Genomic DNA, 23,709 nt, shown 5'->3' on the forward strand with positions numbered 1-23,709 from the left:
CCGGACTGGCCGTTGACGCTGAAGTGATTAATTGCCCAGTGGGTGTGGTTAACTGCTTTAATAGTCCCGCCCCTGACCGGCGCGTCGTCTTCCGCAAAAGGATTGCAGCCGGTCAGCATCAGTAATAAAAGCAATGCCGGTAAAAGCCTGATGCCCTGTATGGGAAAGGGCAGTTGATACCAGACCGGAGCGGGGTTTATTGTGGGCATACTTCTGGCTCCTCCATCCGGACAGGGTCTTTTACAGGGGGGGCTGGATGCCCGTATGCATAACAGCTTGTGGTCACTTTAATGTCATCACAGGGCAGGAAATGAACGGTAATGCCACAGGTTTCCTGCTTCGCATAACCGGAAGCAGGAAACCTGCGGGATTGATTTTTATTAAATGCTTTAATTTTTTCATACCACTTATGGTATTCAGCTGAATAAGCATCCCATGCTTGATATCTGGCTTCCTTGTTCATTTCGGTAGTATCTGGTCTCTTGGGTTCGGCTATTTCCAGAACATCGCTGGCAAAGACGTCATCTGTTTTCCAGTCGACTTTGGTGGTCAGATCGGGCGTCCAGCTCGGCGGCGGGGTGTAGAGTGCACCGCCGCCGCCCTGCCAGGGACCGATGACGTCAACAGCTTTCGCATCATTAACGCTGAAAGGATTGATGATCCAGCTTGTGTGGTTAGTCGCTTCAATGGCGCGGCTACCTTTGCTAACGGAACTGTTGGCCTGCTCAGAACCGCCACAGCCGCTGAGCCGCATTGTAATGCTGAGCGACAACAATTTTATATGTTTCATGGCTCCTCCTTGCCAGGTATGAGCTTCCAGACAGCGTACTGCCGTTATCGATTAAGCTAATTAAACAGGTAATGTCCTTTTTAAATTTCCTTGCTTGCGGTTAAGCAGAATCCGCCTTTCGCAGATTCTACAAGCATTCCCAATAAAACTATGAGCGAAGCGAAGTGTTAAGTAAATATGACTGATGCCCGGAAAAATTCCCATTTGGCAATGAGTGTTGATTAAAGGTTGCAATAGGTTTTGGGTTTTTATAGGCGGCACTTTTAATCAATCTATTAAATTTTGCATCTTAATATAACAGATAAGATTCCATAGGAGAGAGCAAGCGAGAGCAAAAAAATTCAGTTGAAAATACAGGAAGGAAAGAAAAAAGCCCTGTTCTTTATACTGTCGCCATATAAATTCACTTTTGCTCGCTTCCATTTTCTCATTTTTTATCATGACTGCCTTTTTGGAAAACATATGTTTTGATTTTTTACGCCTGATATAGATTATGTTGATAGCAGATATATCGATACTTTCAAATTTAACACAGGGTTAACTTGCATATGAAAACAGGAATAATACTGTTGTTGCTGGTAACATTGCCGCGCTTCGCTTTTGCTGCGCCTGATACCTGCAAAGATAAAATCGCAGTCTTTAATAAAAAAATCGAACAGGCTAAAAAGTTCAATAACAGGAAGGAAATGTCCCGATTGAACATTGCACGCAACAGAGTTAAAACGAATTGCAATAAGGAGCGGCAGGCGCAGCGGGCGAATCAAAACGTCACCAGGCAGCCGTTAAGAGCGAAAAAGGCGGAGCCTGAGCCGCAGGAGGTGTTGAAAGAAGCCAAAGAAGAAGGGCATCTGGATAACCTGGCAGGAAAAAGGTAGGATTGGCTACAGCAATACATCTGCATTAACCGCCCGTAGATAGTGTGGTTCATTCAGGCTGATACGTCTTGCTGTCGTGCTGAATGAACCTCTCAAGGGCCTTAAATATGCTGGATTTACTTTTTCTTTTGCAGCGCACATACGCCTTGCCGGGAAATAGTCTCCTTGCCCAGATGATATTTAACCAAAGATGAAAGCAAGCTGGCTGGCAACATTGTTTATGGCTTTAGCCTGGCTGGAACCCCCTGTGTATCAGGCTGAGAGGCTAAACAGAGGCCTTTACCGCTATTTTTGCAACGAGCATTCTCTTTTGGGAATGATTAACGGATCTGCCGCTTCGCTAAAATTGACTAAGATCATAAAATAAAAGGTTAACTCAATTAAACTTAGCGGCTGAGGTTGTTAAGTTACCCGGCTCAAACAACCTCTTCAAAATGTAATCTTTTTATTTTGGCTTGTTAAATCTTACCCTGTTTATTCAGGGTATTTTTTTGCCGATTTTCAGTGCGCTGAAAATAGAACAGGGTGAAAGCCAGCAAAAAATATTAAAGCAGGAAGCGGCAGAGTGTATCAGCTGCTTCTCTCTTGCTGCTACGCTGGGCCTGCTGGTGGGCGACTGCTTCAGTGCGATCCTGGTTGCTTATCCGTCACTCAGGCTATTCGTTTTATCGCCAGACGCCGCTCTGTTTCTTACCGCCTGTGGTAAGCACCAGAGCTATTCCGGAGGCTTTACCGTTGATGGCTGATGTAAGAAGACGGCGGGAGGTGATTCCCTGACAGTCAACCCTTATTATTAACTGGTGCTGACCGCAATTTTCCCGAGTGTTATGTAGATAGCGTCTGATATAAACGCGCCGGCAAGCCTGATGCCTTATCGCCATCTGGCTGGCATCGATCGCTGACGGCTGTACTGGCGGGATTATTTACCGCTGCCTGTTACACCGCAAAGGTTAATTATCGTTCTGCTGACAAGTCTGTTATACGTTTTGTCAGATAACAGGGTTTATACTGGCTGATTTAGCGCAGCCACAGTGCAGCTGTTTTGCCGGGAAAAAGGAGGGATTAAGCGCCATTAAATAATAGAATAACTGGCGTGCAGAATATGAAAATCATATTCTTTCTCTATTTATCGGTGGGTCAACATAAAGAGTGCTACTCTTTAATTTCTGGGTACGTTGTCATGAACGCAGGAAAACCCGCTACGACGTTATTACAAGACGCCGTTCACTGTCAGGCATTCATGAGTGTCTTTAAAACAGCATTAGCTGATCGAGCCACTTATGAAAGAAGGTTTCTACTGGGTCAAATCGGGTAGCGATCCGCTGCAAGTCTGGTACTACATATCTCAGTTTGGCTGGTACCGGCCGCAAACATCGATCCCCGTTACAACGACTTACTTTAGAATGATGGATTTTGAAATAATAGGCGACAGGTTATTGCCGCCATCTTCTTTTAACGCGCCAGAGCATGAGGGGCCGTGATGACTTACAGCGCGACGCTGATAATAGCGAAACGGCAAAAGGCCGCTGCGCCCGGAATATCTCTTCAGCGCAGCGCAGCTGCTGGTGCGCTGCAAGCAGGATTACGGCTGGATACGCGGCAACGTAAATAGCAGTTTCCCTTAAAGGATCCATTTTATTTGATTTAAAGCAAATTTGCGCGATGAATGAAAATCTGAACGCCAGATGACTTTTTTGAACACTTATGTTTTATCCACTTGCATTATAATATCCAGGCCCAATCGCTTTCCGGGCGCGTGCATTAATTTTTATCAGGTGAATAAAGTGAATTATAAGCAATTTCAAAGCAAAATTGAGTCCTGGGAGAAAATCTCTTTTACCGCCGTTATATACAGCAAATATGGCGCGGATTTTGAAGTGTATGCCATCGATGAACACAGCAATACGAAAAGCAGAATTTTCCTTTGCTATGCCGAAAATGAAGCCGAAGCACAAAAACTGGTCGAGCAGTATTCTCACTGGCTGGTCAAGCTGAATAGCCTCACGCGAAAACGTCTCAGCAGCGAACAGGCGATGAGGGAAACGTTACTGCAACAGGAGTAGCGCGGCGGTAAATTTTTCGCGGTGCGTTAAAAGGGCGCTGATACCGCGGCCGTGAGCCAGCAACAGGTTACCCGTGCTGGCAGGCGAGGCGGTAAAGCGCTCTTATAAAACAAATTTATTTTTAACTTGCTTATGCCTGACGGACATGCGTTAATAGTTCGTCGGTCTGATTAGCAGACAGCTTCAAGGTTAGTTCATATTGTATTTCTCATCTCAGTTAGTGCCGCTTCAAGCCTTTCTTTTTGAGTCTACCTCAGGTTCTGATTTATTTCTGCAATTCAGCCTCTTTTGCCGTAAGGCTAACTAAAAGGTCATATACTATGTCGAATAAAATTTTCGGAACCGTTAAGTGGTTTAACTCAGAAAAAGGTTTTGGTTTTATCTCTCCGGAGAATGGCAGCAAGGACGTCTTCGTCCATTTTTCTGCTATCCAGGGCACTGATTACCGCTCGCTTGACGAAGGTCAGCGCGTTGAATTTTCTGTTGAGCAGGGTCCGAAGGGTCCGTCAGCAGTGAACGTTGTAGGGCTTTAATATTAGCCTTTCAGCCATACGCTTCCGATGCCCGTGCTGCCAGAGCTCACAATATCGTGTCTCTGCGTTTGATCAGTGCAAAAGTAATCCCCATGGCGCGAAATGCATTTTTTGCAAAACCGCTATGATTCTTGCAGGCGTGTTTGAACGTTAATATTCTTCCCTTATCGTGTAGAGAGGGGCGGAAAGCCGCGCATCAGCTTATTAAGGCATCCTTCGGGATGCCTTTTTTATTGCCGTCAGAACAGCAAATGATATGTACTCTGTATCGCACCTCAGGATAAAAAAGCCCCCAGAAGGGGGCAAGGGGTTGGAGTAACAGCCGCTCAGTAAGAGTTGTGGATTTCATTACCGAGCCGCTTAAATATAGCTAACAGTACGGTTCATTGTCCTGTTAATGGCCATTCTGCTAAATGTAGGTCTCTAACCATTAGCCTTGTGATTAAAAGGAGTGGTTGAATTGCATCGTTTTTTTCGGCCTGAAAACGATTACTAAGAATGCTCTGTAAATAAAAACGGACAGGCGCTATAACCAGATTCGTCTGGTCGGGCCATTATTTCTGTTGGAAATTATTTTTAGTGGGGGCGCAGGCGCAACGCATTCTGTCGGGACGCTGTTCAGGGAAGTAAAGAGAGAGGCTTAACAGAAAGAAATAAAAAATGCCCCCGCAAAGCAGGGGAGAGTCATATGAGATATGAAGCGGACTCGTAGAGCAATATCTCTGGTGGAGGCTTGGGCTCAGAATTCATATTAAGCATAACATAGTTAATTACTGCCGCCACTCCTTCCAGAATAAATAATTCCCCGCTTCCCTAATTGTTAGATTTCTATCTTTTTAGCGATTTATTAATTTTTCTCTATTAAAATTACTCACTTAAAAATAATTTTCACCAGAAAAGAGAATTACGCCCGGTTAATACAGGTAAAAGAGAGATCTCTTAGCCAGGGGCAAAAAAAAGCCCGAATCAGCATTGACTGGGCGATTAAAAATTAACAATCAGGGATTGAAGGCGATGCGGCCAATGAGGGAAACGCAGCATCGCGTCGTCACTGGCAGGTAAAGCTAATGACAATCTGAAAAGTAGTCGAGAAGGGCGAAAAAACAAGGCGAAAAGGAAATTATTTTTAAGGCGAATGGATGCTCATATAATCGCCATATCAGTTTGAATTAAGACGAGATTTTGTGCAGAACGCGGCCAGATGCTGCAACCTTACAAAAAATAATTCCTTCGGCGTCAGTGGGTTCATCATTTTTGCTACCGCCGCGCCTTGATTAAATCATGAGTTTGATATTACTGTATTTATATACAGTATCAAGCAGAAGGAGTCTTTCTCATGAAGTTATGTCGCCCCGCGGAAGTCCGCGACCTGTTGTCGTTGCCGCTTTACATTGAGCGTGTGCCCTGCGGTTTTCCGTCGCCGGCGCAGGATTACATCGAAAAACGGATCGATTTGAATGATTTAATGGTGCAGCATCCCAGCGCAACTTACTTTCTCCGCGTCAGCGGCGATTCTATGATCGAAGCAGGCATCGGCGAAGGGGATATGATTGTCGTTGACTCTTCCCTGACGGCAAAACATGGCGATATTATCGTGGCCGCCATTGATGGCGAATTTACTATTAAGCAGCTCCGGATCCATCCTTCCATTTCCCTGATGCCCGCCAACAGCAAACACAGCCCCATACCCATTAATACACCGGAAGGACTACAGGTGTTTGGCGTAGTGACCTACGTTATTAAATCGACACACTGATATGTTCGCGCTGGTCGACGTGAACAGCTTTTATGCCAGCTGTGAAACCGTCTTTCGCCCCGACCTGAAAGGGGTGCCCGTAGTGGTGTTATCTAACAACGACGGCTGCGTCATTGCCCGCAACAGCGAGGCTAAAGCGCTCGGCATTAGCATGGGCGTGCCCTTTTTTCAGCTGAAAGAGACGCTGCGCCGGCACAGGGTGCAGGTATTCAGCTCCAACTATGCGCTTTATGCCGATATGAGCTATCGGGTGATGACGACGCTGGAGGAGATGGCGCCAGCGATAGAAAGATACAGCATCGATGAAGCTTTCCTCGACCTGAGCGGCGTCAGTTTCTGCCAGCCGCTTGAGGCGTTTGGACAAGCCGTTCAGGCGCGGGTGCAAAAAGAGATTCATCTTAACGTGGGCGTAGGGATTGCGCCCACCAAAACCCTGGCGAAGCTGGCCAACTACGCCGCTAAAAAATATCCCGCGACAAAGGGGGTTGTCGATCTTTCGCACGCGGAGCGGCAGCGCAGACTGATGGCGATTGTGCCGGTGGAAGAGGTATGGGGCGTGGGCGCACGCATCGCCAGGAAGTTACAGCAGCTGGGGATCGAAAACGCGTTGCAGCTGGCTGAAAGCTCGACGTGGGTAATACGCAAACATTTCAATGTGGTGCTGGAGCGTACGGTACGCGAGCTGCGCGGCGAGTCCTGCCTTGATATGGAAGATATCACGCCGACAAAACAGCAAATTGTTTGCTCGCGCTCGTTTGGTTCGCGCCTTACCGATTACGGCGAAGTGCGCCAGGCGGTTTGTCAGTATGCCGAAAGAGCAGCAGAAAAGCTGCGCCTGGAGGGGCAGTACTGCCGTCAGGTTTCGGTGTTTTTGAAGACCAGTCCGCACGCTAAAAACGAGGCCTGTTACGGTAACCAGGCGACGGCACAGCTGCTGACGCCGTCGAACGATACGCGCGATATCGTACGGCTTGCGACAGAAGCGCTGGATCGCATCTGGCTGGACGGCTACCGCTATATGAAAGCGGGAGTCATGCTGGGTGATTTTTTTAGTCAGGGCGTGGCGCAGCTTCAGCTGTTTGATCCTTATGGACCGCGAGCCAACAGCGAGGCGCTAATGAAGGTGATGGATCGTATTAATCAGGAGGGCAGGGGAACGCTCTGGTTTGCCGGACAGGGTATTGAAAAAAGCTGGGCGATGAAGCGAGAGATGCTGTCGCCAGCCTATACTACCCGCTTGTCGGATCTGCCGATCGTCAGGTGAGCGATCGGCCTGAGAGTTCAGTGTTTTTTCGCGTTTGCCGGGGCGTGCTCGCCATAGCTGCGCGGCGGCGGGTCGGTTACGGCGCGCGCCGAGGAAAACTCCTGACGTATTTCCGCCAGCGCCAGCGTCAGAGCCTCTTTCCGATCGCTGTCTGTTTCCGTCATCGCCATGACTTTCAGACGGTTCGCCAGCGATGCGCCGGAGATCGATGCATTCTGCTCAAGCAGCGCAGCGACGGCTTCGCCAATCACATAATCTGTCAGTTTTTCAATTTTACTTCTGTACATACCCGCATCTCTTATTACAGTATTTGCCCGTTAACGGGACAGAGTGACTGGAAGCAAGCCGTCTGCGCTGGGGCGCCTGCGGCGTGTGTCCATCATTAAGGCTCTGCCTGACACGTTCCACTGTGAATCATGCTGCGGGCAGGTGCTGAACGCAATGGTCAACCTGCAAATTAAAACTAACGCTTGAATAACAAGCTGATTAGCTTTTGATAATGCCGCTCTTCCTCTGGGCTGGTCGCCAGCTCCAGTCGGGCAAGCAGTTTTGTGCAGAGCGTTTTCCTGTTGAGCTGTTTACCTGCGCGCAGGATTTCCACCACAATCCGACCTAAGGTCTCCTGCTCACACGGCAGTACGGCCTTATTGAAATAGTGGGCGATATCACTGGCTGTAGTTGGCCTGTCTCCGGTCTGACGCATAACAACCCTTAAATATCCGTATGATTAAAACATAATCAGTTAAGCCAGGCCTAAAGTTATACAATTTGGGTAAACTTGTACAGGATTACCTGTTCAGGCCCGCGTTTATTTTTTGTACTTTCATACTAAATGAATATTAACAACGGGTTAGGACGAAGCCGGCGATAAAGGGGCGCTGCAGTCTGCGCTTCAGTTTAATTTGCTGGCCAGCAAGCGGATAGCGCGCTCGCAGGCTTCCTCTGTTGCCGGGTCTTCTGCGCTTGCGCCAGTCCGATAGAGGGCGCCAATTATTTCCTGTAAAGGAAGCGCTTCGCCTGGCTGCAGGAGCTGCGCCACGACGCGGCCGAGTAAAGCGTAGACTTCTTCGTTATCAGCGATTTCATTGTGGTTCACTCTGCCTCCTGAAAGGCGATAACAAATGGGGTGCGGGGAATTTTTGAATACATTATCTCTTTTACTGTTTAACCAGAAAGAGCACAGCGAAGTTGACCCATGAAAAAAGCACGCTGTGCAGAGTATATTTAGGAAATGCTTATTTCCTAATAGGGCAAAAGAATTAATCCAGAATGCCAAGCAGCATATTAATCGTTTCTGCCCCATTAGTCACATCCTGAACTTTACCCACAACGCGCATGCCGAACGCCACGCACAGCAGCAGGCCCGCTGCCGTTTCCACATCCAGCGCGGCGGAGACAGAGCCATCCTCCTGTCCCTCTCGAATAAGCGACATCAGGAAATTACGGTTGCGCAGCACCGCCTGGCGCACCAGGCTGGAAAGCTCGTCATCAAGGCTCTGTAGCTCGACGGTGCTGCCAACCACCAGGCAGCCGCGCCGTCCTTCAACTTCACGCGCCGAGTCGAGATAAAACTGCAGCAGCTCCGCGATGCGCGCTCTGCCGGTGGGAAGCGGCTGAAGGCGTGCGCGCAGATCGGCGCTGCGAACGCTGATGTAGCGTTCAAATACGCGCAGAAACAGGGTGCGCTTGTCTTTAAACGCTTTGTAGATACTGCCTGCTGTCAGATTCATGGCTTCGCTGAGATCGGCCACCGACGAGGCGTGGAACCCTTTTTGCCGGAAGACGAGCATGGCGTTATCAAGGGCAGTGTCCATATCGAAAGCCCTGGGTCTGCCGCGCTCCCTGGCGGGCGGGGTGGGTGTGCGGGATGTCGTCATCGATAAGCTTAAAGGAGTATTTGTTTGCAAATTACCATAATGGCAAGCAACAGGAAAAATAAAAAGCGCCGCTGCAAAAGAGGTCGATAAAACAAAAGGTCAGCCGGAAAGAAAATAAGCAGGCTAAGTAATCATTTTTATTAACCCTATTAAGAGAGCGGCGTCTCGCCTTGCAGGTTCTCGGAAATTTCAGATACGCAGCGCGAATTTTTACGCTGGCCTGTGCGTTGCCTTAACCTGTGGGCGTCAACATAAAAAAGGATGACTTATGAAATCTCTGTCACTGTTTGGTGCCGCAGCCCTTGCGGCTTACGCTTTCTCCGCTACGGCGGCTGAACCAGCCACGATGAAAAATCCCATCAGCGTTCACGTGCTGAATTTACAAACCGGCGTCCCTACCGCTGGCGTGTCGGTTGAGCTGGATCAAAACCTCAACGGCAAGTGGATAACGCTTGCCACCGGCGTCACCGATGCCAGTGGCCGGATTAGCGCGCTTTATCCTGCGGGCAAGCAGGCGGAACAGGGCACCTATAAAGTCGTGTTTAAAACCGGCGACTACTACGCCAGCGTAAAGCAAAAGACCTTTTTCCCGGAGATCCCGGTAGTCTTTACCCTCGACAACACCAGCCAGCACTACCATATACCGCTGCTGCTCAGCCCTTACGGCTACTCAACCTATCGCGGCAACTAAGCGGCAGAGCGTAACAACCGGGCCTGAAGCGGGAAGCCGCTTCAGGCCATTTTTTTATAACAGGCGCGAGGCGATCGACAGCAACCTGAATGGCAGGCATAAAGCGGCGAAATTAAGCAAAAACTAATCTTTATTACGTAAGCTGCACTCACTGATAACGCCAGCCGTAACGGTCAGGATGGTGCCCAGGGGAAAAGGAACGCCCGGTGCCGTAGCGCATTTTTTAAGGCAAACCGGACGTTGATTGTTTTGACGGGAGCCTCTCTTTTGCTGCGATTGCTTTTTTTATTAATGGGCGGACCGATGCTGCGCGCCAGCTGGTCAGGGTTACTGGTGGCTGGCATGCTCTGCCTCGGTGCCAGCGCAGGTATCGTGCTGGAGAGCCTTTATCACGGCACGCTGTCGGCCCCGCTCTGTCTGCTGGGCGTGTTTTTAACCGCAGAAGGCCTGATTCAGGCCTGGCGCGCGCGGACAGGTTTCGACAGCGGCTGGGCTGCAAAGAGCAAAGCGCTGACGCTGCTGCTGCTGGGCACCGCTCTGCTGGCCGCGCCGCATGAAAAGGGCAGCTGCGTCGCCTGGCTGTTTGCGCTGGCTTTTTTCCTGGATGGCGGCTTTCGCATTATCTCCTGCACGCTGATGCGCTGCCGCCGCTGGCACAGCAAGCTGGCGACTGGCGGCGGCGAGTGGCTGTTCAGCCTGATGATCGTGACGGACTGGCCACTTCCGCATCGCGTGCTGATCCCGATGGGCTTTGCCCTTGTGCTGCTGGGCTGGGCGCTCTCCTTGTTGCAGATGGTGTGGCAAATCCGCGCCCTGCCGCCAGAAACCAGCGTCGCGGCACTGCCGCTGTTTACCCGGAAAGGGGTGCGTAAACCACACGGGTTTGATTATCGCCACGTATCTTGCCATGACGCGCCTGCCAGCGAGCCGCTGACTATCTATATCTGGACGCCACTGGGATCGGGCAGCGTTGCGGGACGCCGCCCGTGGTTTGACCGCTGGGTTGCCGCCATCGATCATCGCGGTAAAGTCTCCACCGGCCATACTTCGCTGGCGATGGGCGACAAACTCTACGTCAGCTTTTATCCGGTTGAGGATATGACCGGCACTCTGGGCGGCGTATGGCAGATGCTGCACGCGCGTGAAGAGAATGACGTGGCGGGCTTTCACCAGCCCTCGCTTGAGCGGGAAATAAAGGAGTGGTGCCTTCCCGATAAACGCCTTTCGCTACTGCATTACAACCAGCAGGCGCTGCTAAACTACTGGGCGAGTCACGGCCAGGATTGTCGCTACAACCTGACGTCGCGCAACTGTTCAACCAGCGTCATGCAGGCACTGGACGTCGCGACCGAAGGCATGCTGGGGCTGAGAGGCTTACGCGGTTATGCCGTACTGCTCGATCCCGATTTCTGGCTGCTGAGCCTGATACGCAGCCGGGCAGAAGGCATGACGTGGACGCCGGGCCTGGTAATGGATTACGTTCAGGTGCTGCGCCGCGTGCTGGCGCCTCAGCCGGCCGGCGATAGCACCAGATATTTCTCCCTTGGGCAAAAACAGAGAAATAATAACGCATGCCAGACAGAGCGCGGATAATAAGCAACTGGCATGGTAGTAAGGTTAATAAAGATAAAGGCGAAAGAAGAAATAAAAAAGCGTCCAGTAAAGGACGCTTTTAAATAAGAAGTCGGGAAAGGTTTTCCCGGCGTTCTCTTATATTAACTGGCACTTTTATCTGCCGCAGAGCGACGGCTGAGTTTGCCGCCAACTCGACCTGCCTCGACCGCGCGTTCACGATTATATTTAAAGTTGCCGCTACTCATCTGGCCGCCTTTTTTCCCTGCTTCACGCGCTCTCTCAGGGTTTTCAGCAAAATTGCCTGCTCCACCACGTCGCTGAGTCATATCAATTCCTCTCTGTTAAAAATAATAAATAAAAAGAGTTTCAATGCGTTTTAACTATGGAAGAGAACGCCAGTTTTGCAATGTACTATCTGAGATGAATATTTGGCTTTTTCTGTGCCGTAAATAACGTTGTGTCAGCAAGCGAAGCCTAATTACTTACTGGCTAAAGGAAATTTAATTAAATTTGTACATGTTTTGTAATAGCTGTACAATTTAGCGTATAGCGCTAATTTGTGACGTGCATCACATTTATCTTTGCGGTTTTTTAGGATGGAATGGCTTAAAAGCGCAGCGCCCCGATCTGAGGCGCTGCGTGCGATTAGAGAGGATCAGGGACGGCGGAACAGGGCGATACTGCGGCCCTCCAGCTCGAAATCCTTCTCTTTGGTAATCACCAGTCCGTGATTATCGTTGTCGGAGGTGGTCAGCTCCAGCACCCAGCCGCCTTCGCCAAACTGCGGAATGCGGAATGGCACTGTGCCTTCAAACGGGTTGATCAGCATCAGCACATCGTGCCAGATGCCTTCTTCGGCCTGCAGATCCGGTCGGCCGATATAGACGCCCAGCGTTGAGCCTTCCTCCCACTGCTCTTCCTGCTGAAAACCGCCGCCCGCGTTAAACCATTTGATCTCCATGCCGTCGCGCCAGTTTTCGCGGCGCAGCAGCGGCTGCTCGGCGCGCAGGCGGATAACGTGACGCGTAAATTCGCGCAGCGCCTCCGCACTGGCCGGCAGGTTATCCCAGTGTACCCAGGAGATCTCACTGTCCTGACAGTAGCCATTGTTATTGCCCAGCTGGCTGCGGCCGAACTCGTCGCCTGCCAGCAGCATCGGCGTACCGTGAGAGAAGAAGAGCGTGGCGAGGAAGTTGCGCTTCTGACGCTCGCGCACCGCATTAATGCCTTCATCCTCGGTCGGGCCTTCCGCGCCGTAGTTATAGGAGCGGTTATCGTTATGGCCGTCGTTGTTGTCCTCGCCGTTCTCCTCGTTGTGCTTCTCGTTGTAGGAAACCAGGTCGTTCAGCGTAAAGCCATCATGGGCGGTGATAAAATTGACGCTTGCCCAGGGACGACGGCCGCGCTGGTCGTAGAGATCGCCGGAACCGAGCAGGCGAGCGGCAAAATCGGTAGAGACGTTATCGCCTTTCCAGTATTCGCGCACCGTATCGCGGTATTTATCGTTCCACTCCGCCCAGCCCGGCGGGAAGCCGCCAACCTGATAGCCGCCAGGGCCGATATCCCAGGGTTCGCCAATCAGCTTCAGCTTCGACAGCACCGGGTCCTGCATTATGGCGTCGAAGAAGCCGCCGCGCTGGTCAAAGCCTTCCGGCTCGCGGCCCAGAATAGTGCCCAGATCAAAGCGGAAACCGTCGATATGCATCGATTCCGCCCAGTAACGCAGCGAATCCATTACCATCTGCAGCACGCGCGGATGCGAGGTATTCACCGTATTGCCGGTGCCGGTATCGTTAATGTAGTAGCGGTGCTGGTCGGGCAGGGTGCGGTAGTAAGAGAAGTTATCAATGCCCTTAAACGAGAGCGTCGGGCCAAGCTCGTTGCCTTCCGCCGTGTGGTTGTACACCACGTCGAGGATCACCTCGATACCGGCATCGTGGAAGGCGCGCACCATATCGCGGAAGCCCTGAATGCCGCGCGGCCCGTAGTAGCGCGGTACGGGTGCGAAAAAGCCGATAGAGTTGTAGCCCCAGAAGTTTTTTAGCCCTTTATCCAGCAGGTGCTGATCGTCCGGGAACCAGTGCACCGGCAGCAGTTCGACTGAGGTGATGCCCAGGCTTTTGATATAGTCAACCGTGGCTTTATGTCCCATCCCTTCGTAGGTGCCGCGCAGCGCTTCCGGCAGCGCCGAGTTGAGCTGGGTAAAGCCTTTAACGTGCGTCTCATAAATCACCGCGTTCGGCCAGGCGATATTCGGACGGTTGCTGTCCTGCCAGTCGAACTCGTTGGGGTCGATCACCCGACACTTCGGCATAAAGGGCGCGCTGTCGCGCGTGTCGAACGTCAGGTCTTTATCCTCATGCAGCAGATCGTAGGCGAAGTGCGCCTCATTCCACTCGATATTGCCCGCCAGTTCGCGCGCGTAAGGATCGATCAGCAGTTTGTTGGGGTTAAAGCGGTGGCCGTTCTCCGGATCGTAAGGGCCGTAGACGCGATAGCCGTAAAGCGCGCCGGGCTTCAGGCCGGGCACGTAGCCATGCCACACCTCATGGGTAAATTCCGGCAGTTCAAGGCGGGCGATCTCATGCTGTCCGCTCTCATCAAACAGACAAAGCTCGACGCGCTCGGCGTGAGCGGAAAAGATGGCAAAATTAACGCCTTCGCCGTCGTAGTTGGCACCTAACTGCTGGCCTGAACCCGACGTAATAGCAAAATGTGTACCCTCAGACATTTAACTCTCTCCATTCAGTAAGACGCTATCCACAAAAAGCGCGATAAATGACATATTTCTCTCCCGCCTGTCAGACGCTGATCAGCACCAGCGGCGCGCCGCTGTTGAGCGCGACCAGGCTTAGCCGATCGGTCAGGTCACACACTTCTCCGGTAAAAATATTGCGGTAACGACGCTGCGCCAGCGGCTCCTTCAGGGTAATGAAGGTCGCCTCGCTGTAGCGCGGGCGAGTAAAAGCGAGGCGCGGCACCACCACAATCAGCGCGTTCTGCGCATCCGCGCGGGCGAAGGCGACCGCATGCGAGGCTTCAGTGCCGTTGACCACCAGCGGCAGGTAGTCGCCATGGCGGAACAGCGCGTGCTGCTGCTGGCGCAGCGGCAGCAGCGTGGCGATTACCTGCTGCTTGAGCTGGCCGCTTCGCCAGCCTTCCGGCGCGGAGAAATCGCCGCTTTCCCCCAGCATCTGCTGCAGCGCGTCGAAATCTGGCTCAAGACGGTTGTCGGGATCGACCAGGCTGAAGTTCAGCGCTTCGCTGCCCTGGTAGATATCGGGCACGCCAGGCGCGGTAAGCTTAATCACCGTCTGGCTGAGCGAATTGATAAGGCCCGCGGCGATAAAAGGCACCAGCGCCTGACTGAAGTCCGCTAAAAAGTGGGTGTTGGCAGGCGAAAGCAGGCGGCGCGCGTAGTCGAGCACCGCCGTTTCATAGGCCTCATTACCGTCGGCCCAGTTTGTGCGCAGCTTCGCTTCGCGCAGCGCTTTTTCGACAAAGCCGATAAAGCGCGGTTCGATAGCCGCAAGCTGAGCGGCATCGGGCGTGCCGGATGCGGGCCAGACGCCCGCCAGCGCCTGATACAGCATCCACTCTACTGCCGGTTCCGGCGCAGGGCCGTCGTCAAGCGCGACCACCGCGTCACGGTTCATCTGCTGCCAGCGGGCGACATGCTCCGCCCAGCGCTGCGGCGCCTCTGACAGGGTGTAAAGGCGCGCGCGTGCATCTTCGCCACGCTTGGTGTCGTGCGTCGAGGTGCCGGTCAGGCCGTCCGGCTGACGTTCGCGGCGGATCTGCATCTCGTCGTGAAAGCGCGCCAGCGAAAAGGGGCGCGGCAGCGGCTCTGCGCCGACCTCATTCAGCGCCAGCGCCATATGCTGGCGGAAGAAGAGCGTATCCTCGACCGATTTCGCCATCAGCGGGCCGGTCAGCTGCTGGAAGCGGGTGCGGAAGGTGGCGGCGTCATGGGCGAGGGAGGCGTCAAGTTCGCCATTCATAATGCGCAGCAGAAAGTCGAGCGCCGCGGGCTGGAGGCGGGGCGCTTCGCGGCGCACCGTTTCTGCCACGCGCTGGAGCAGCGCCGCGCCTTCCGGCGGCATACCTGCCGGCGTGCCGTAGCTGCGATAGACCGGAAAGGCGACCAGCAGTTCGCGCAGCGCGGCGCGCAGATCGCTCTCCGCCAGCGTCGCCTCTGACGCGCTGGCCATCGCGCCAGCCAGCTTCAGCAGGGTGGTGAATTCGCCTGCGAAATTCTTGTCTGCCATCAGCAGTTTGGCGGCGCGCAGTTCGGCGCGCATATCCACCGGCTGGCCGACCGTCTGGTCGTAGGCCTGGCGCAGCGCGGCAATCCGACGGCCATCTACCAGCGCATCGGAGAGCGAAGCGATAAATTCATAGCCGGTGGTGCCGGAAACCGGCCAGTCAGCCGGAAGCTGCTCGCCTTCGCCGAGAATTTTCTCCACCGTGATGTAGCACTCCGGCCCGGCATGCTGGCGCAGCTGCTCCAGATAACCTTTTGGATCGGCCAGGCCGTCGACGTGATCCACGCGCAGCCCGCTGACCGCGCCCGAATGCACCAGCTCCAGGATCAGCCTGTGGCTGTCGTTAAAGACGACCGGATCTTCGACCCGCACGCCTGCCAGGCCGGTAATTTCAAAAAAGCGGCGATAGGAGAGGTCGCTCGGCGCGTCGCGCCACGACATCAGCCGGTAGGGCTGGCGGTCGTGCAGCGCCGCAATTTGCGCCTTATCGGTCAGCGCCAGCACGTCAGCTTCCTGTCCCTGCCAGCTCTCTGGCGACAGCGGATAAAAGCTTTCGTAATAGGCGAGCGCCGGTTTGCCGCTGGTTGGATCGGCCTTTATTGCGATTTCGCCCTTTTCCAGCGCCGCCTCAAAGGTATCGCCGAGGAAGGGCAGCGTCAGGCGGCGCGTCCAGTCGATATCGAAGTAGCGTGCGTAACGGCTCTGCTCGCCGTGTTCTATCACGTCGCGCCACCAGGCGTTCTCCAGCGAGGCGGCCATATGGTTCGGCACGATATCGATAATCAGCTCTAGTCCCGCCTGCTTCAGCGTCCTGACCAGCCGGTCGAAACCGGCGCGGCCGCCAATAGCCGGATCGATCTCGTTGGCGTCAGTTACGTCGTAGCCGTGAGTAGAGCCGCTGGTGGCGGTAAAGATCGGCGAAGCGTAGAGATGGGTGATGCCGAGCCGTTTAATATAGGGCACCAGCGCCGCCGCGCGGTCGAAGGTCATGCCGTTGCGAAACTGAATACGGTAGGTTGAGGCTGGAATACTCATTTGGCGTCTCCTTTAGCCAGGCGCACAACGATCGCGTTTTGCGGCAGATCGCGGCTGTTCTCCGGCCAGGCGAAAATCGTCTCTCCCGGCTGTTCAGGCAGCGGCTGCGGCGTCTCGCTGATATTCAGCGCCAGCGACAGCGTGCCGGCGGGGAAGCGCCAGCTGACCTGGATAAAGCCCTCCGCGGTGCGCTCCACGCGGCCAGTATGACCGCCCGCTGAGGCGAGCAGCGGCACGATATGCTGCTGACGCAGCGCCAGCAGACGACGCGACAGCGCCAGCCAGGCTTTACCCTCTTCGCTCTGCGGCTTGCCCCAGTCGAGCTTCGAACGGGTAAAGGTCTCTTCAGCGTTGGGATCCGGCACGCTTTCGCCTTCATGCCCGGCGTGACCGGCAAACTCTTTCGCGCGCCCCTCACGCACCGCTTTAGCCAGATCGCCGTGGAAATCGGTAAAGAAGAGGAAAGGATGAGTTTCGCCATACTCTTCGCCCATAAACAGCAGCGGAATATGCGGCGAGAGCAGCAGCGTGGCGAGCAACACCTTATTGCGCTCCGCGCCGATAAGGGTGATCAGCCTTTCGCCCAGCGCGCGGTTGCCCACCTGATCGTGGTTCTGGATAAAATCGACAAAAGCTGCAGGCGGCTGGCCGCGGCTGTCAACGCCGCGCGCCTCGCCGCTGTGGGGCGAGACTTCGCCCTGATAGGCAAAGCCTTCCGCCAGCACGCGGGCGACATATTTTTCCGGGTGCGGCGTGAAATCCTGGTAATAGGCGTGGGTTTCGCCGGTGGCGAAGACGTGAACGGCGTTGTGGAAATCATCGTTCCACTCGCCGCTGAAAAGCGGCGTGTTGCCCTGCGCGTCGCGCGGATGCAGGAAAATCACGTTGCGGCTGTCTTCCGTCGTGAGATGGATCGGCCGGTCAGGGATCTCCGCGCGGATGCGTTCGGCGATCTCGATCAGCGCATGTTTCTCCGACGTGTCTTCGATCTGATCGATAGCGTCGAAGCGCAGCCCGTCGAGGCGATACTCCTGGAGCCAGTAGAGCGGGGCTTCGACGATATAGCGGCGCGCGGCGTCGACATCATAGGCGATGCCTGCGCCCCAGGGCGTGGCGCGCTCCTTATGGAAAAAGTCCGGCGCCAGCAGCGGCAGGTAGTTGCCCTCCGGGCCAAAGTGGTTCAGCACGATATCCAGCACCACCGAGAGACCATGACCGTGTGCGGCGTCGATAAAGGCTTTGAAGTCATCAGGCGTGCCGTAGGCGGCGTGCGGCGCATAGAGCAGCACGCCGTCATAGCCCCAGCCGCGGTTGCCGCCGAACTGCGAGACCGGCAGAACCTCAAGCATAGTAATACCAAGCTCCGCCAGGTAAGGCAGCTTTTCAATCGCCGCCTGGAAGGTGCCTTCCGGGGTAAAGGTGCCGATATGCAGTTCATAGACCACGCTCTCTTCCCATGCGCGGCCTTTCCAGTCCTGCTGCTGCCAGGCATAGTGCGCGGGATCGACCACCAGCGAGGGGCCGTTAACCTCATCTTTTTGCGCGCGTGAGGCGGGATCCGGTACGACTGTGCCGTCAGCCAGCACAAAATTATATTCGCTGCCGGGCGCGACACCGGTTGACAGCAGTTCGAACCAGCCATCCTCAGCGGGACTCATCTGCGTATCCTGACCGGCAAGCCGCAGGCTGACGCTCTGCTGGCCAGGCGCCCAGAGACGAAAGCGAACGGTATCGTTGGCGACATATTCAGCGCCCCAGCTTTTGGTAAATGATGCTGACTCCATTCAATAACCTCGTCTGAATCAAATGTGATCGTTAAACCACACCGCGCGGCTCAGGGCCGGCGATGCAGATTGCAAAGGTAAGACGGAAACGTATATGAAACGCCGCTGGCGGAGAGGGCTTATCTGCCGCGCCGCGATGCGGGGATGCCGCAACCGGCTCTCTACTACGCCATACGAAAATCAATCATAGTCCACGCTGGAAGAGTTGCCGGAGCGGCGTACGCGGCGCGGTGACAGGTCTGGCGCTGAATGGCGGGAAAATCAGGTGATGACCATCACAAATCAGAATGTGCATCTATACTTGTTACTCTTGCCTGGGTTGGTGAAATTATGAGCTAATTCAGGGTGTTGATACTTATGGGGTGAGTGTGGAGCAGAATAAAACTGAATCAAACGACAGTGGAGCGCCTTCGGCTGATACCGTTCGCCAGCGGCTCTTTTTCGTTGTGCTGGTAGCGACCATGGGCGCGCTCGCCTTTGGCTATGACACCGGCATTATTTCCGGCGCGCTGCCTTATATGACGCTGCCGCCTGCGCAGGGCGGACTGGACTTAACCCCCTTCACCGAGGGGCTGGTGACCTCGTCGCTGATCTTCGGCGCCGCGGTCGGCGCCTTCCTCAGCGGCTATGTCTCGGATCGCTTCGGCCGCCGCATAACCCTGCGTAGCCTGGCGCTGCTCTTCGTCGCTGGCGCTATCGGCACCGCCGTCGCGCCTGACGTCGAGGTGATGGTCGCCATGCGTCTGCTGCTGGGTATCGCGGTGGGCGGCGGCTCGTCTACCGTACCGGTCTTTATTGCTGAAATCGCCGGGCCGCGCCATCGCGCGCCGCTGGTGAGCCGCAACGAGCTGATGATCGTTTCTGGTCAGCTGCTCGCCTACGTGGTCAGCGCCCTGATGAGCTACCTGCTGCACGACCCGAAAATGTGGCGCTATATGCTGGCGCTGGCGATGATCCCCGGCGCGCTGCTGTTTATCGGCACGTTCTTCGTACCGGCGTCGCCGCACTGGCTGGTGGCGGAGGGACGTATTAAAGAAGCAATGCGCGTGATGAAGAAGCTGCGCGAGACGCCGCGCGAAGTGCGCAAAGAGATGGCGGCGATGCGCAAGCAGGCGCGGGAAGCGGAGCGCGGCCCGTCGGCCGGGGCGCTGCTGCGTGAGAAATGGGTGGTCCGGCTGCTGCTGCTGGGAGCTGGCATGGGTATCGTTATCCAGTTCACCGGCGTTAACGCCTTTATGTATTACACACCGATTATTCTGAAAACCACCGGTATGGGCACCAGCGCCTCTATTGCCGCTACTATCGGCAACGGCGTGGTCTCTGTGCTGGCGGTGATGGCGGGTATTCGCGCGGTAGGGCGCTTTGGCCGCCGTCCGATGCTGATTACCGGGCTTTGCGTAGTTATTGTCGCGCAGCTGGCGCTGGGGTCGGTGCTGGTCTTTATGCCGCAGAATATGACGCAGAGCCTGCTGGCGCTCGGCTGCATTATGCTGTTCCTCTTCTTTATGCAGATGTGCATTTCGCCGGTCTACTGGCTGCTGATGTCGGAGCTGTTCCCGATGAAAGTGCGCGGCGTGCTGACCGGCGCCGCCGTCTCTTTCCAGTGGATTTGCAACGCGGCAGTCGCTTTCGCCTTTCCGCCGCTGCTGGCGCTGGCAGGCAACAACACCTTCTTTATCTTTGCGGTGATTAACGTAGCATCGCTGGTGTTTGTCGCTTTCATGCTGCCGGAAACGCGCGGCAAATCGCTGGAGCAGATCGAAACGCTGATGCGCGAGCGCTTCGGCGAAGCGGATAAAGTGGCTGCGAGCGACGCGGCCTGAGTCCAGGCTGCGGATTATCACGCTGATAATCCGCAGCTATTGCACCAAATACTATAACCGTCTGGTGGTCAGCGTGGCGTCCGGGAATAATCGCAGCATGACTACTTATCGAATCAAAGTGGGATTTCATAATCCCTCCGCGCTGACCTTCCGGGAGCTGGATATGATTCTGGCTGAAGCGTCATTCCGCGCCGCGCAGTCACAGCGTGCTGGCGTACGTTATTTCACTGAATATGAATATGAGTCGGAAGGGGATCTCTGTTCTGTGTGTGCGCTGGCCTATAGCCACGCCTGTAAAGTGAAGAAGTGTCCGCTGGTGCTGGTGGAGATGCAAAAGGCCGAGGCGGGCGTCTGAGCCGCGCCTCAGCAGGTTACAGCAGTTCGTCGGCCTGGATCGGCTGCGGATGCCAGCGGTTAACCGCCTCTTTGACTTCATCTTCGCTGGGATGGCCTTCCGTCGCCACGTTATAGCGCTTGCCGTCCACCGCAATCACCGTGACGGGCAGCACATATTGCTGTAGCTCCTCACGCTCCGGCGAGGTGCTGCTCTCCGTCTCTTCCGGCGCCTTAATCTCTACCTCTACTTCCACCTGGCCGGCTTCAAAGCTTTTCACTTCGCCGTGATAGCCCGCGCCGAAAATCAGATAATCCTGGTTCATAGTCTCTCCTGTGCGTAAGCGGCATCGCACAGCGCGATGCCGTCTGTGGCGCGTTATGCCTGTTTCGGCTGCCCGTTAGAGGCGGTGATTCCGCCGTCCACCGGCAGATTGACGCCCGTGATATAGCGCGCCTCGTCGCTGGCGATAAACAGCACCGCGCTGGCGATATCTTCCGGCTCGCCAGCGCGACGCAGCGCGATGCGGTCGTAAAAGCGCTCCAGCAGCGCCTCATCATTTTTCATATCTTCAGTGAGATCGGTAAAGGTGAAGCCGGGGCAGATGGCGTTGACGCGCACGCCGTCGGCGCCGTAATCCATCGCCAGCGAGCGGGTAAAGTTCGTCACCGCGCCTTTAGCCGCATTATAGACGCTCATACCCCAGTCGCCGCCGAGGCCGGAAACCGACGAGATATTTACTACGTTGCCCTTAGTTTTAAGCAGGTCGGGCATAAAGTGGTGAATGCAGTAGTAAACACCGTCCAGATCGACCTTCATCAGCTTATGCCAGTCGTCTGGCTGCACCTCATGAATGCGCCCCTGCACCACGCTGCCTGCGTTGTTGACCAGCACGTCGACGCGCCCGTACTTCTCCGCCACGCGATCGCGCAGCGCCTTAACCTGATCAACCTCGGCGACGTCACACGGCGCTACCAGATGATCGCCCGCCGTCAGCATCGCCAGCGTCTTCTCCAGCTTTTCCCGGGTTCTGCCGACGAGCACCACAGCGGCGCCTTCACTGGAAAACTGTTTCGCCGTAGCCTGACCAATACCCGATCCTGCTCCGGTGACAACGACGACTTTTCCTGTAAATCTCGACATGTTCTCTCCTTACGGTGGGGTGATTAACATTACCTTTAAGCCTGGCAGCCAGACGGGATCGTTCAAGCCAGACGGCAATATCCCTGCAATAAGTCTGTACTTTATCAATGACAGCTGGCCTACACTGTCAGGCGATAACCGAGGAGATACCATGCCATCACAGACGCTTTCCGCTGACTGCTGCATCGTCGGCGGCGGCCCGGCGGGCCTGATGACCGGATACCTGCTGGCGCGCGCGGGCCTGCAGGTGGTCGTGCTGGAAAAACACGCCGATTTCCTGCGCGACTTTCGCGGCGACACCATTCATCCCTCCACGCTGGAGGTGATGCACCACCTTGGCCTGCTGGATAAGCTGCTGGCGCTGCCGCATCAGCGAGCCGAAAAGCTGCAGGCGGAGATGGGCGGCGAAGAGGTGACGATGGCGGACTTTTCGCGTCTGCCGTTGCGCTGCCGCTTTATCGCCTTTATGCCGCAGTGGGATTTCCTCAACTTCCTTGCCAGCGAAAGCGCGGCTTTCCCCGGCTTCAGGCTGTTGCCCTCAACGGCACTCAGCGATCTGATTGTAGAGCAGGGCCGGGTGTGCGGCGTGACGGCGTTGCGCGACGGACAGCCGCTTACCATTCGCGCGCAGCTGGTGATTGGCGCGGACGGGCGGCATTCGGCGGTCAGAGAGAAAGCGGGGCTGGCGAGCCGCGCGTTCGGCACGCCGCGCGACGTTATCTGGTTCCGGCTGGATAAGCAGCCGGAGGATCCGACGCTGGGCACCGGCCATGCCGGGCCGCGCAATAACTTTATCGTTATCGATCGCGGCGATTACTGGCAGTGCGGCTTTACCATCCAGAAAGGGGAGTTTGAGGCGCTGCAGCGCGACGGGCTGGCGGCGCTGAAGCAGCGCATCGCCGCAGTGGCACCCTTCAGCGCCGCGCGCCTGGAGACGATCGACGACTGGCCGCAAATCCGGCTGCTGTCGATTCGCATTGACCGGCTGGACAGGTGGATGAAGCCTGGCCTGCTCTGCATTGGCGATGCGGCGCACGCTATGTCGCCCATCGGCGGGGTAGGCGTTAATCTGGCGATCCAGGATGCGGTAGCGGCCGCCAACTATCTTACGCGGCCGCTACAGCGCGGTAAGGTAAGGCTGCGCGATCTGGCGCGGGTGCAAAAGCGACGCCAGTTTCCGACCGTCGCCACCCAGTTTCTGCAAATCAAAATGAGCCGCAACCGGCCGAACGCGGGCGCTAAAAACCCGATGCCGGGTGTCCTGCGGAAATGGCCGTTCCTGCGCTTTGTCTTTGGTCGTCTGCTGGGCATGGGGTTCCGCATGGAAAAACCGCGCCGCTTTATCGCGCGCTGAGGCCGAACGCGCGACGAAACCCTATACTTGACCCCATTGAGCGGCCCGTCACTAAGGATACGCCTGTGGAAAATCCTCAACTGCTGGCGCAGCGTCAGCGACGCGCGTTGATTGCTGGTTCGGTCGGCAACTTTATTGAATGGTATGAGTTCGCCGTTTATGGCTTTCTCGCCACGCTGATCGCGCAGAACTTTTTTCAGCTGCAGGGGGCCTCGGCGCTCAGCAGTCTGATCCTGACTTACGCCTCGTTCGCCATCGCCTTCTTTTTTCGCCCGCTTGGCGCCGTTATCTTTGGCCGCATCGGCGACCGTATCGGCCGCAAACCGACGCTGATTGCGGTACTGCTGTTGATGACGCTGGCGACCACGCTGACTGGTCTGGTGCCGACCAGCGCTGCGCTGGGCATCGCCGCGCCGCTGATCCTGACCGGGCTGCGTATCCTGCAGGGGCTGTTCGCGGGCGGCGAGTATGGCGGCGCGGTGTCGCTGATGACCGAGTTCGCGCCGCCGGGCAAACGCGGGCTTTACGGCGCATGGCAATCCTTTAC

At 55.3% G+C, this 23,709-nt stretch carries 23 protein-coding genes and 1 pseudogene; 12 read left to right on the forward strand and 12 right to left on the reverse strand.

What is annotated here, in order from left to right; translation table 11 throughout:
• Positions 1–209: pseudogene (locus B3797_RS12140) on the reverse strand (hypothetical protein); the annotation flags it as partial.
• The gene (locus tag B3797_RS12145; RefSeq protein ID WP_311791197.1) at positions 197–790 is read right to left on the reverse strand and encodes a DUF3304 domain-containing protein; all 594 of its coding nucleotides are present in this window, start codon (positions 788–790) and stop codon (positions 197–199) included. The gene B3797_RS12145 and the pseudogene B3797_RS12140, both read right to left, overlap by 13 nt.
• Before the next feature lie 548 nt (positions 791–1,338).
• Here B3797_RS12145 and B3797_RS12150 point away from each other — a divergent pair.
• The 6 genes from B3797_RS12150 (at position 1,339) to umuC (ending at position 7,281) form a co-directional block, all read left to right on the forward strand.
• Positions 1,339–1,665 carry a DUF1090 family protein gene (locus B3797_RS12150; protein WP_311791198.1) on the forward strand — a complete coding sequence of 109 codons (327 nt, stop codon included), beginning with the start codon at positions 1,339–1,341 and terminating at the stop codon, positions 1,663–1,665.
• Between the two features lie 1,784 nt (positions 1,666–3,449).
• Positions 3,450–3,728, forward strand: coding sequence for a hypothetical protein (locus tag B3797_RS12155; RefSeq protein WP_311781694.1), 279 nt, complete (start codon positions 3,450–3,452; stop codon positions 3,726–3,728).
• Between the two features lie 320 nt (positions 3,729–4,048).
• A complete protein-coding gene (cspE, locus tag B3797_RS12160; protein WP_120452131.1) occupies positions 4,049–4,261 on the forward strand; it encodes a transcription antiterminator/RNA stability regulator CspE in 213 nt (70 codons plus the stop codon).
• A 1-nt stretch (position 4,262) separates the two neighbouring features.
• Complete coding sequence (locus B3797_RS12165; RefSeq protein WP_409373223.1) at positions 4,263–4,415, forward strand: hypothetical protein; 153 nt, start codon at positions 4,263–4,265, stop codon at positions 4,413–4,415.
• Positions 4,416–5,597: 1,182 nt separating this feature from the next.
• A complete protein-coding gene (gene umuD, locus B3797_RS12170; protein WP_311791199.1) occupies positions 5,598–6,017 on the forward strand; it encodes a translesion error-prone DNA polymerase V autoproteolytic subunit in 420 nt (139 codons plus the stop codon).
• A gap of 1 nt (position 6,018) precedes the next feature.
• On the forward strand, positions 6,019–7,281 hold the full coding sequence (umuC, locus tag B3797_RS12175) for a translesion error-prone DNA polymerase V subunit UmuC (RefSeq protein WP_311791200.1): 1,263 nt from the start codon (positions 6,019–6,021) through the stop codon (positions 7,279–7,281).
• A 17-nt stretch (positions 7,282–7,298) separates the two neighbouring features.
• On the opposite strand, the gene B3797_RS12180 is transcribed toward umuC, so the two are convergent.
• From B3797_RS12180 to B3797_RS12195, 4 genes are all read right to left on the reverse strand, one after another.
• Positions 7,299–7,568 carry a hypothetical protein gene (locus B3797_RS12180; protein WP_311791201.1) on the reverse strand — a complete coding sequence of 90 codons (270 nt, stop codon included), beginning with the start codon at positions 7,566–7,568 and terminating at the stop codon, positions 7,299–7,301.
• 176 nt (positions 7,569–7,744) lie between these two features.
• Complete coding sequence (gene ycgZ / locus B3797_RS12185; protein WP_311781690.1) at positions 7,745–7,984, reverse strand: regulatory protein YcgZ; 240 nt, start codon at positions 7,982–7,984, stop codon at positions 7,745–7,747.
• Between the two features lie 189 nt (positions 7,985–8,173).
• Entirely contained in the window at positions 8,174–8,377 is a 204-nt protein-coding gene (locus tag B3797_RS12190) for a hypothetical protein (RefSeq protein WP_311781689.1), read from the reverse strand.
• A 163-nt stretch (positions 8,378–8,540) separates the two neighbouring features.
• On the reverse strand, positions 8,541–9,095 hold the full coding sequence (locus B3797_RS12195; RefSeq protein ID WP_414693075.1) for a TetR/AcrR family transcriptional regulator: 555 nt from the start codon (positions 9,093–9,095) through the stop codon (positions 8,541–8,543).
• A gap of 331 nt (positions 9,096–9,426) precedes the next feature.
• On the opposite strand from B3797_RS12195, the gene uraH reads away from it, so the two are divergent.
• Together uraH and B3797_RS12205 are read left to right on the forward strand one after the other, a co-directional pair.
• Positions 9,427–9,849: a hydroxyisourate hydrolase gene (gene uraH, locus B3797_RS12200; protein WP_349681493.1), complete on the forward strand. Its 423-nt coding sequence runs from the start codon at positions 9,427–9,429 to the stop codon at positions 9,847–9,849.
• 267 nt (positions 9,850–10,116) lie between these two features.
• On the forward strand, positions 10,117–11,442 hold the full coding sequence (locus tag B3797_RS12205; protein ID WP_311791203.1) for a hypothetical protein: 1,326 nt from the start codon (positions 10,117–10,119) through the stop codon (positions 11,440–11,442).
• A 122-nt stretch (positions 11,443–11,564) separates the two neighbouring features.
• On the opposite strand, the gene B3797_RS12210 is transcribed toward B3797_RS12205, so the two are convergent.
• The 4 genes from B3797_RS12210 to treZ all read right to left on the reverse strand — a co-directional run bounded on the left by B3797_RS12210 (position 11,565) and on the right by treZ (position 18,508).
• Entirely contained in the window at positions 11,565–11,750 is a 186-nt protein-coding gene (locus tag B3797_RS12210; RefSeq protein WP_311781686.1) for a general stress protein, read from the reverse strand.
• 329 nt (positions 11,751–12,079) lie between these two features.
• Positions 12,080–14,155, reverse strand: coding sequence for a glycogen debranching protein GlgX (gene glgX, locus B3797_RS12215; protein WP_311791204.1), 2,076 nt, complete (start codon positions 14,153–14,155; stop codon positions 12,080–12,082).
• A gap of 70 nt (positions 14,156–14,225) precedes the next feature.
• Positions 14,226–16,724 carry a malto-oligosyltrehalose synthase gene (gene treY / locus B3797_RS12220; protein WP_311791205.1) on the reverse strand — a complete coding sequence of 833 codons (2,499 nt, stop codon included), beginning with the start codon at positions 16,722–16,724 and terminating at the stop codon, positions 14,226–14,228.
• A complete protein-coding gene (gene treZ / locus B3797_RS12225; RefSeq protein ID WP_311791206.1) occupies positions 16,721–18,508 on the reverse strand; it encodes a malto-oligosyltrehalose trehalohydrolase in 1,788 nt (595 codons plus the stop codon). Before treZ ends, treY begins: the two co-directional genes overlap by 4 nt.
• Positions 18,509–18,876: 368 nt before the next feature.
• Here treZ and B3797_RS12230 point away from each other — a divergent pair, with 368 nt between their 5' ends.
• Both B3797_RS12230 and B3797_RS12235 read left to right on the forward strand, forming a co-directional pair.
• Entirely contained in the window at positions 18,877–20,331 is a 1,455-nt protein-coding gene (locus tag B3797_RS12230; RefSeq protein WP_311781682.1) for a sugar porter family MFS transporter, read from the forward strand.
• A gap of 97 nt (positions 20,332–20,428) precedes the next feature.
• A complete protein-coding gene (locus B3797_RS12235) occupies positions 20,429–20,686 on the forward strand; it encodes a hypothetical protein (protein WP_120452157.1) in 258 nt (85 codons plus the stop codon).
• Positions 20,687–20,702: 16 nt separating this feature from the next.
• Here the strand turns inward: B3797_RS12235 and B3797_RS12240 are convergent, their stop codons facing one another.
• Together B3797_RS12240 and B3797_RS12245 are read right to left on the reverse strand one after the other, a co-directional pair.
• A complete protein-coding gene (locus B3797_RS12240) occupies positions 20,703–20,990 on the reverse strand; it encodes a hypothetical protein (protein ID WP_271152062.1) in 288 nt (95 codons plus the stop codon).
• A gap of 53 nt (positions 20,991–21,043) precedes the next feature.
• Positions 21,044–21,808 (reverse strand): SDR family oxidoreductase, encoded by a 765-nt coding sequence (locus B3797_RS12245; protein ID WP_311781681.1) that lies wholly within the window; start codon positions 21,806–21,808, stop codon positions 21,044–21,046.
• A 151-nt stretch (positions 21,809–21,959) separates the two neighbouring features.
• Here B3797_RS12245 and B3797_RS12250 point away from each other — a divergent pair, with 151 nt between their 5' ends.
• Both B3797_RS12250 and B3797_RS12255 read left to right on the forward strand, forming a co-directional pair.
• Entirely contained in the window at positions 21,960–23,162 is a 1,203-nt protein-coding gene (locus B3797_RS12250; RefSeq protein ID WP_311791207.1) for an FAD-dependent oxidoreductase, read from the forward strand.
• Positions 23,163–23,227: 65 nt separating this feature from the next.
• The coding region (locus B3797_RS12255) for an MFS transporter (protein WP_311791208.1) at positions 23,228–23,709 on the forward strand (482 nt) is incomplete at its 3' end.

This window comes from Pantoea sp. UBA5923 (genome assembly GCF_002431095.1).
GTDB classification, from domain to species: Bacteria; Pseudomonadota; Gammaproteobacteria; order Enterobacterales; family Enterobacteriaceae; genus Pantoea; species Pantoea piersonii.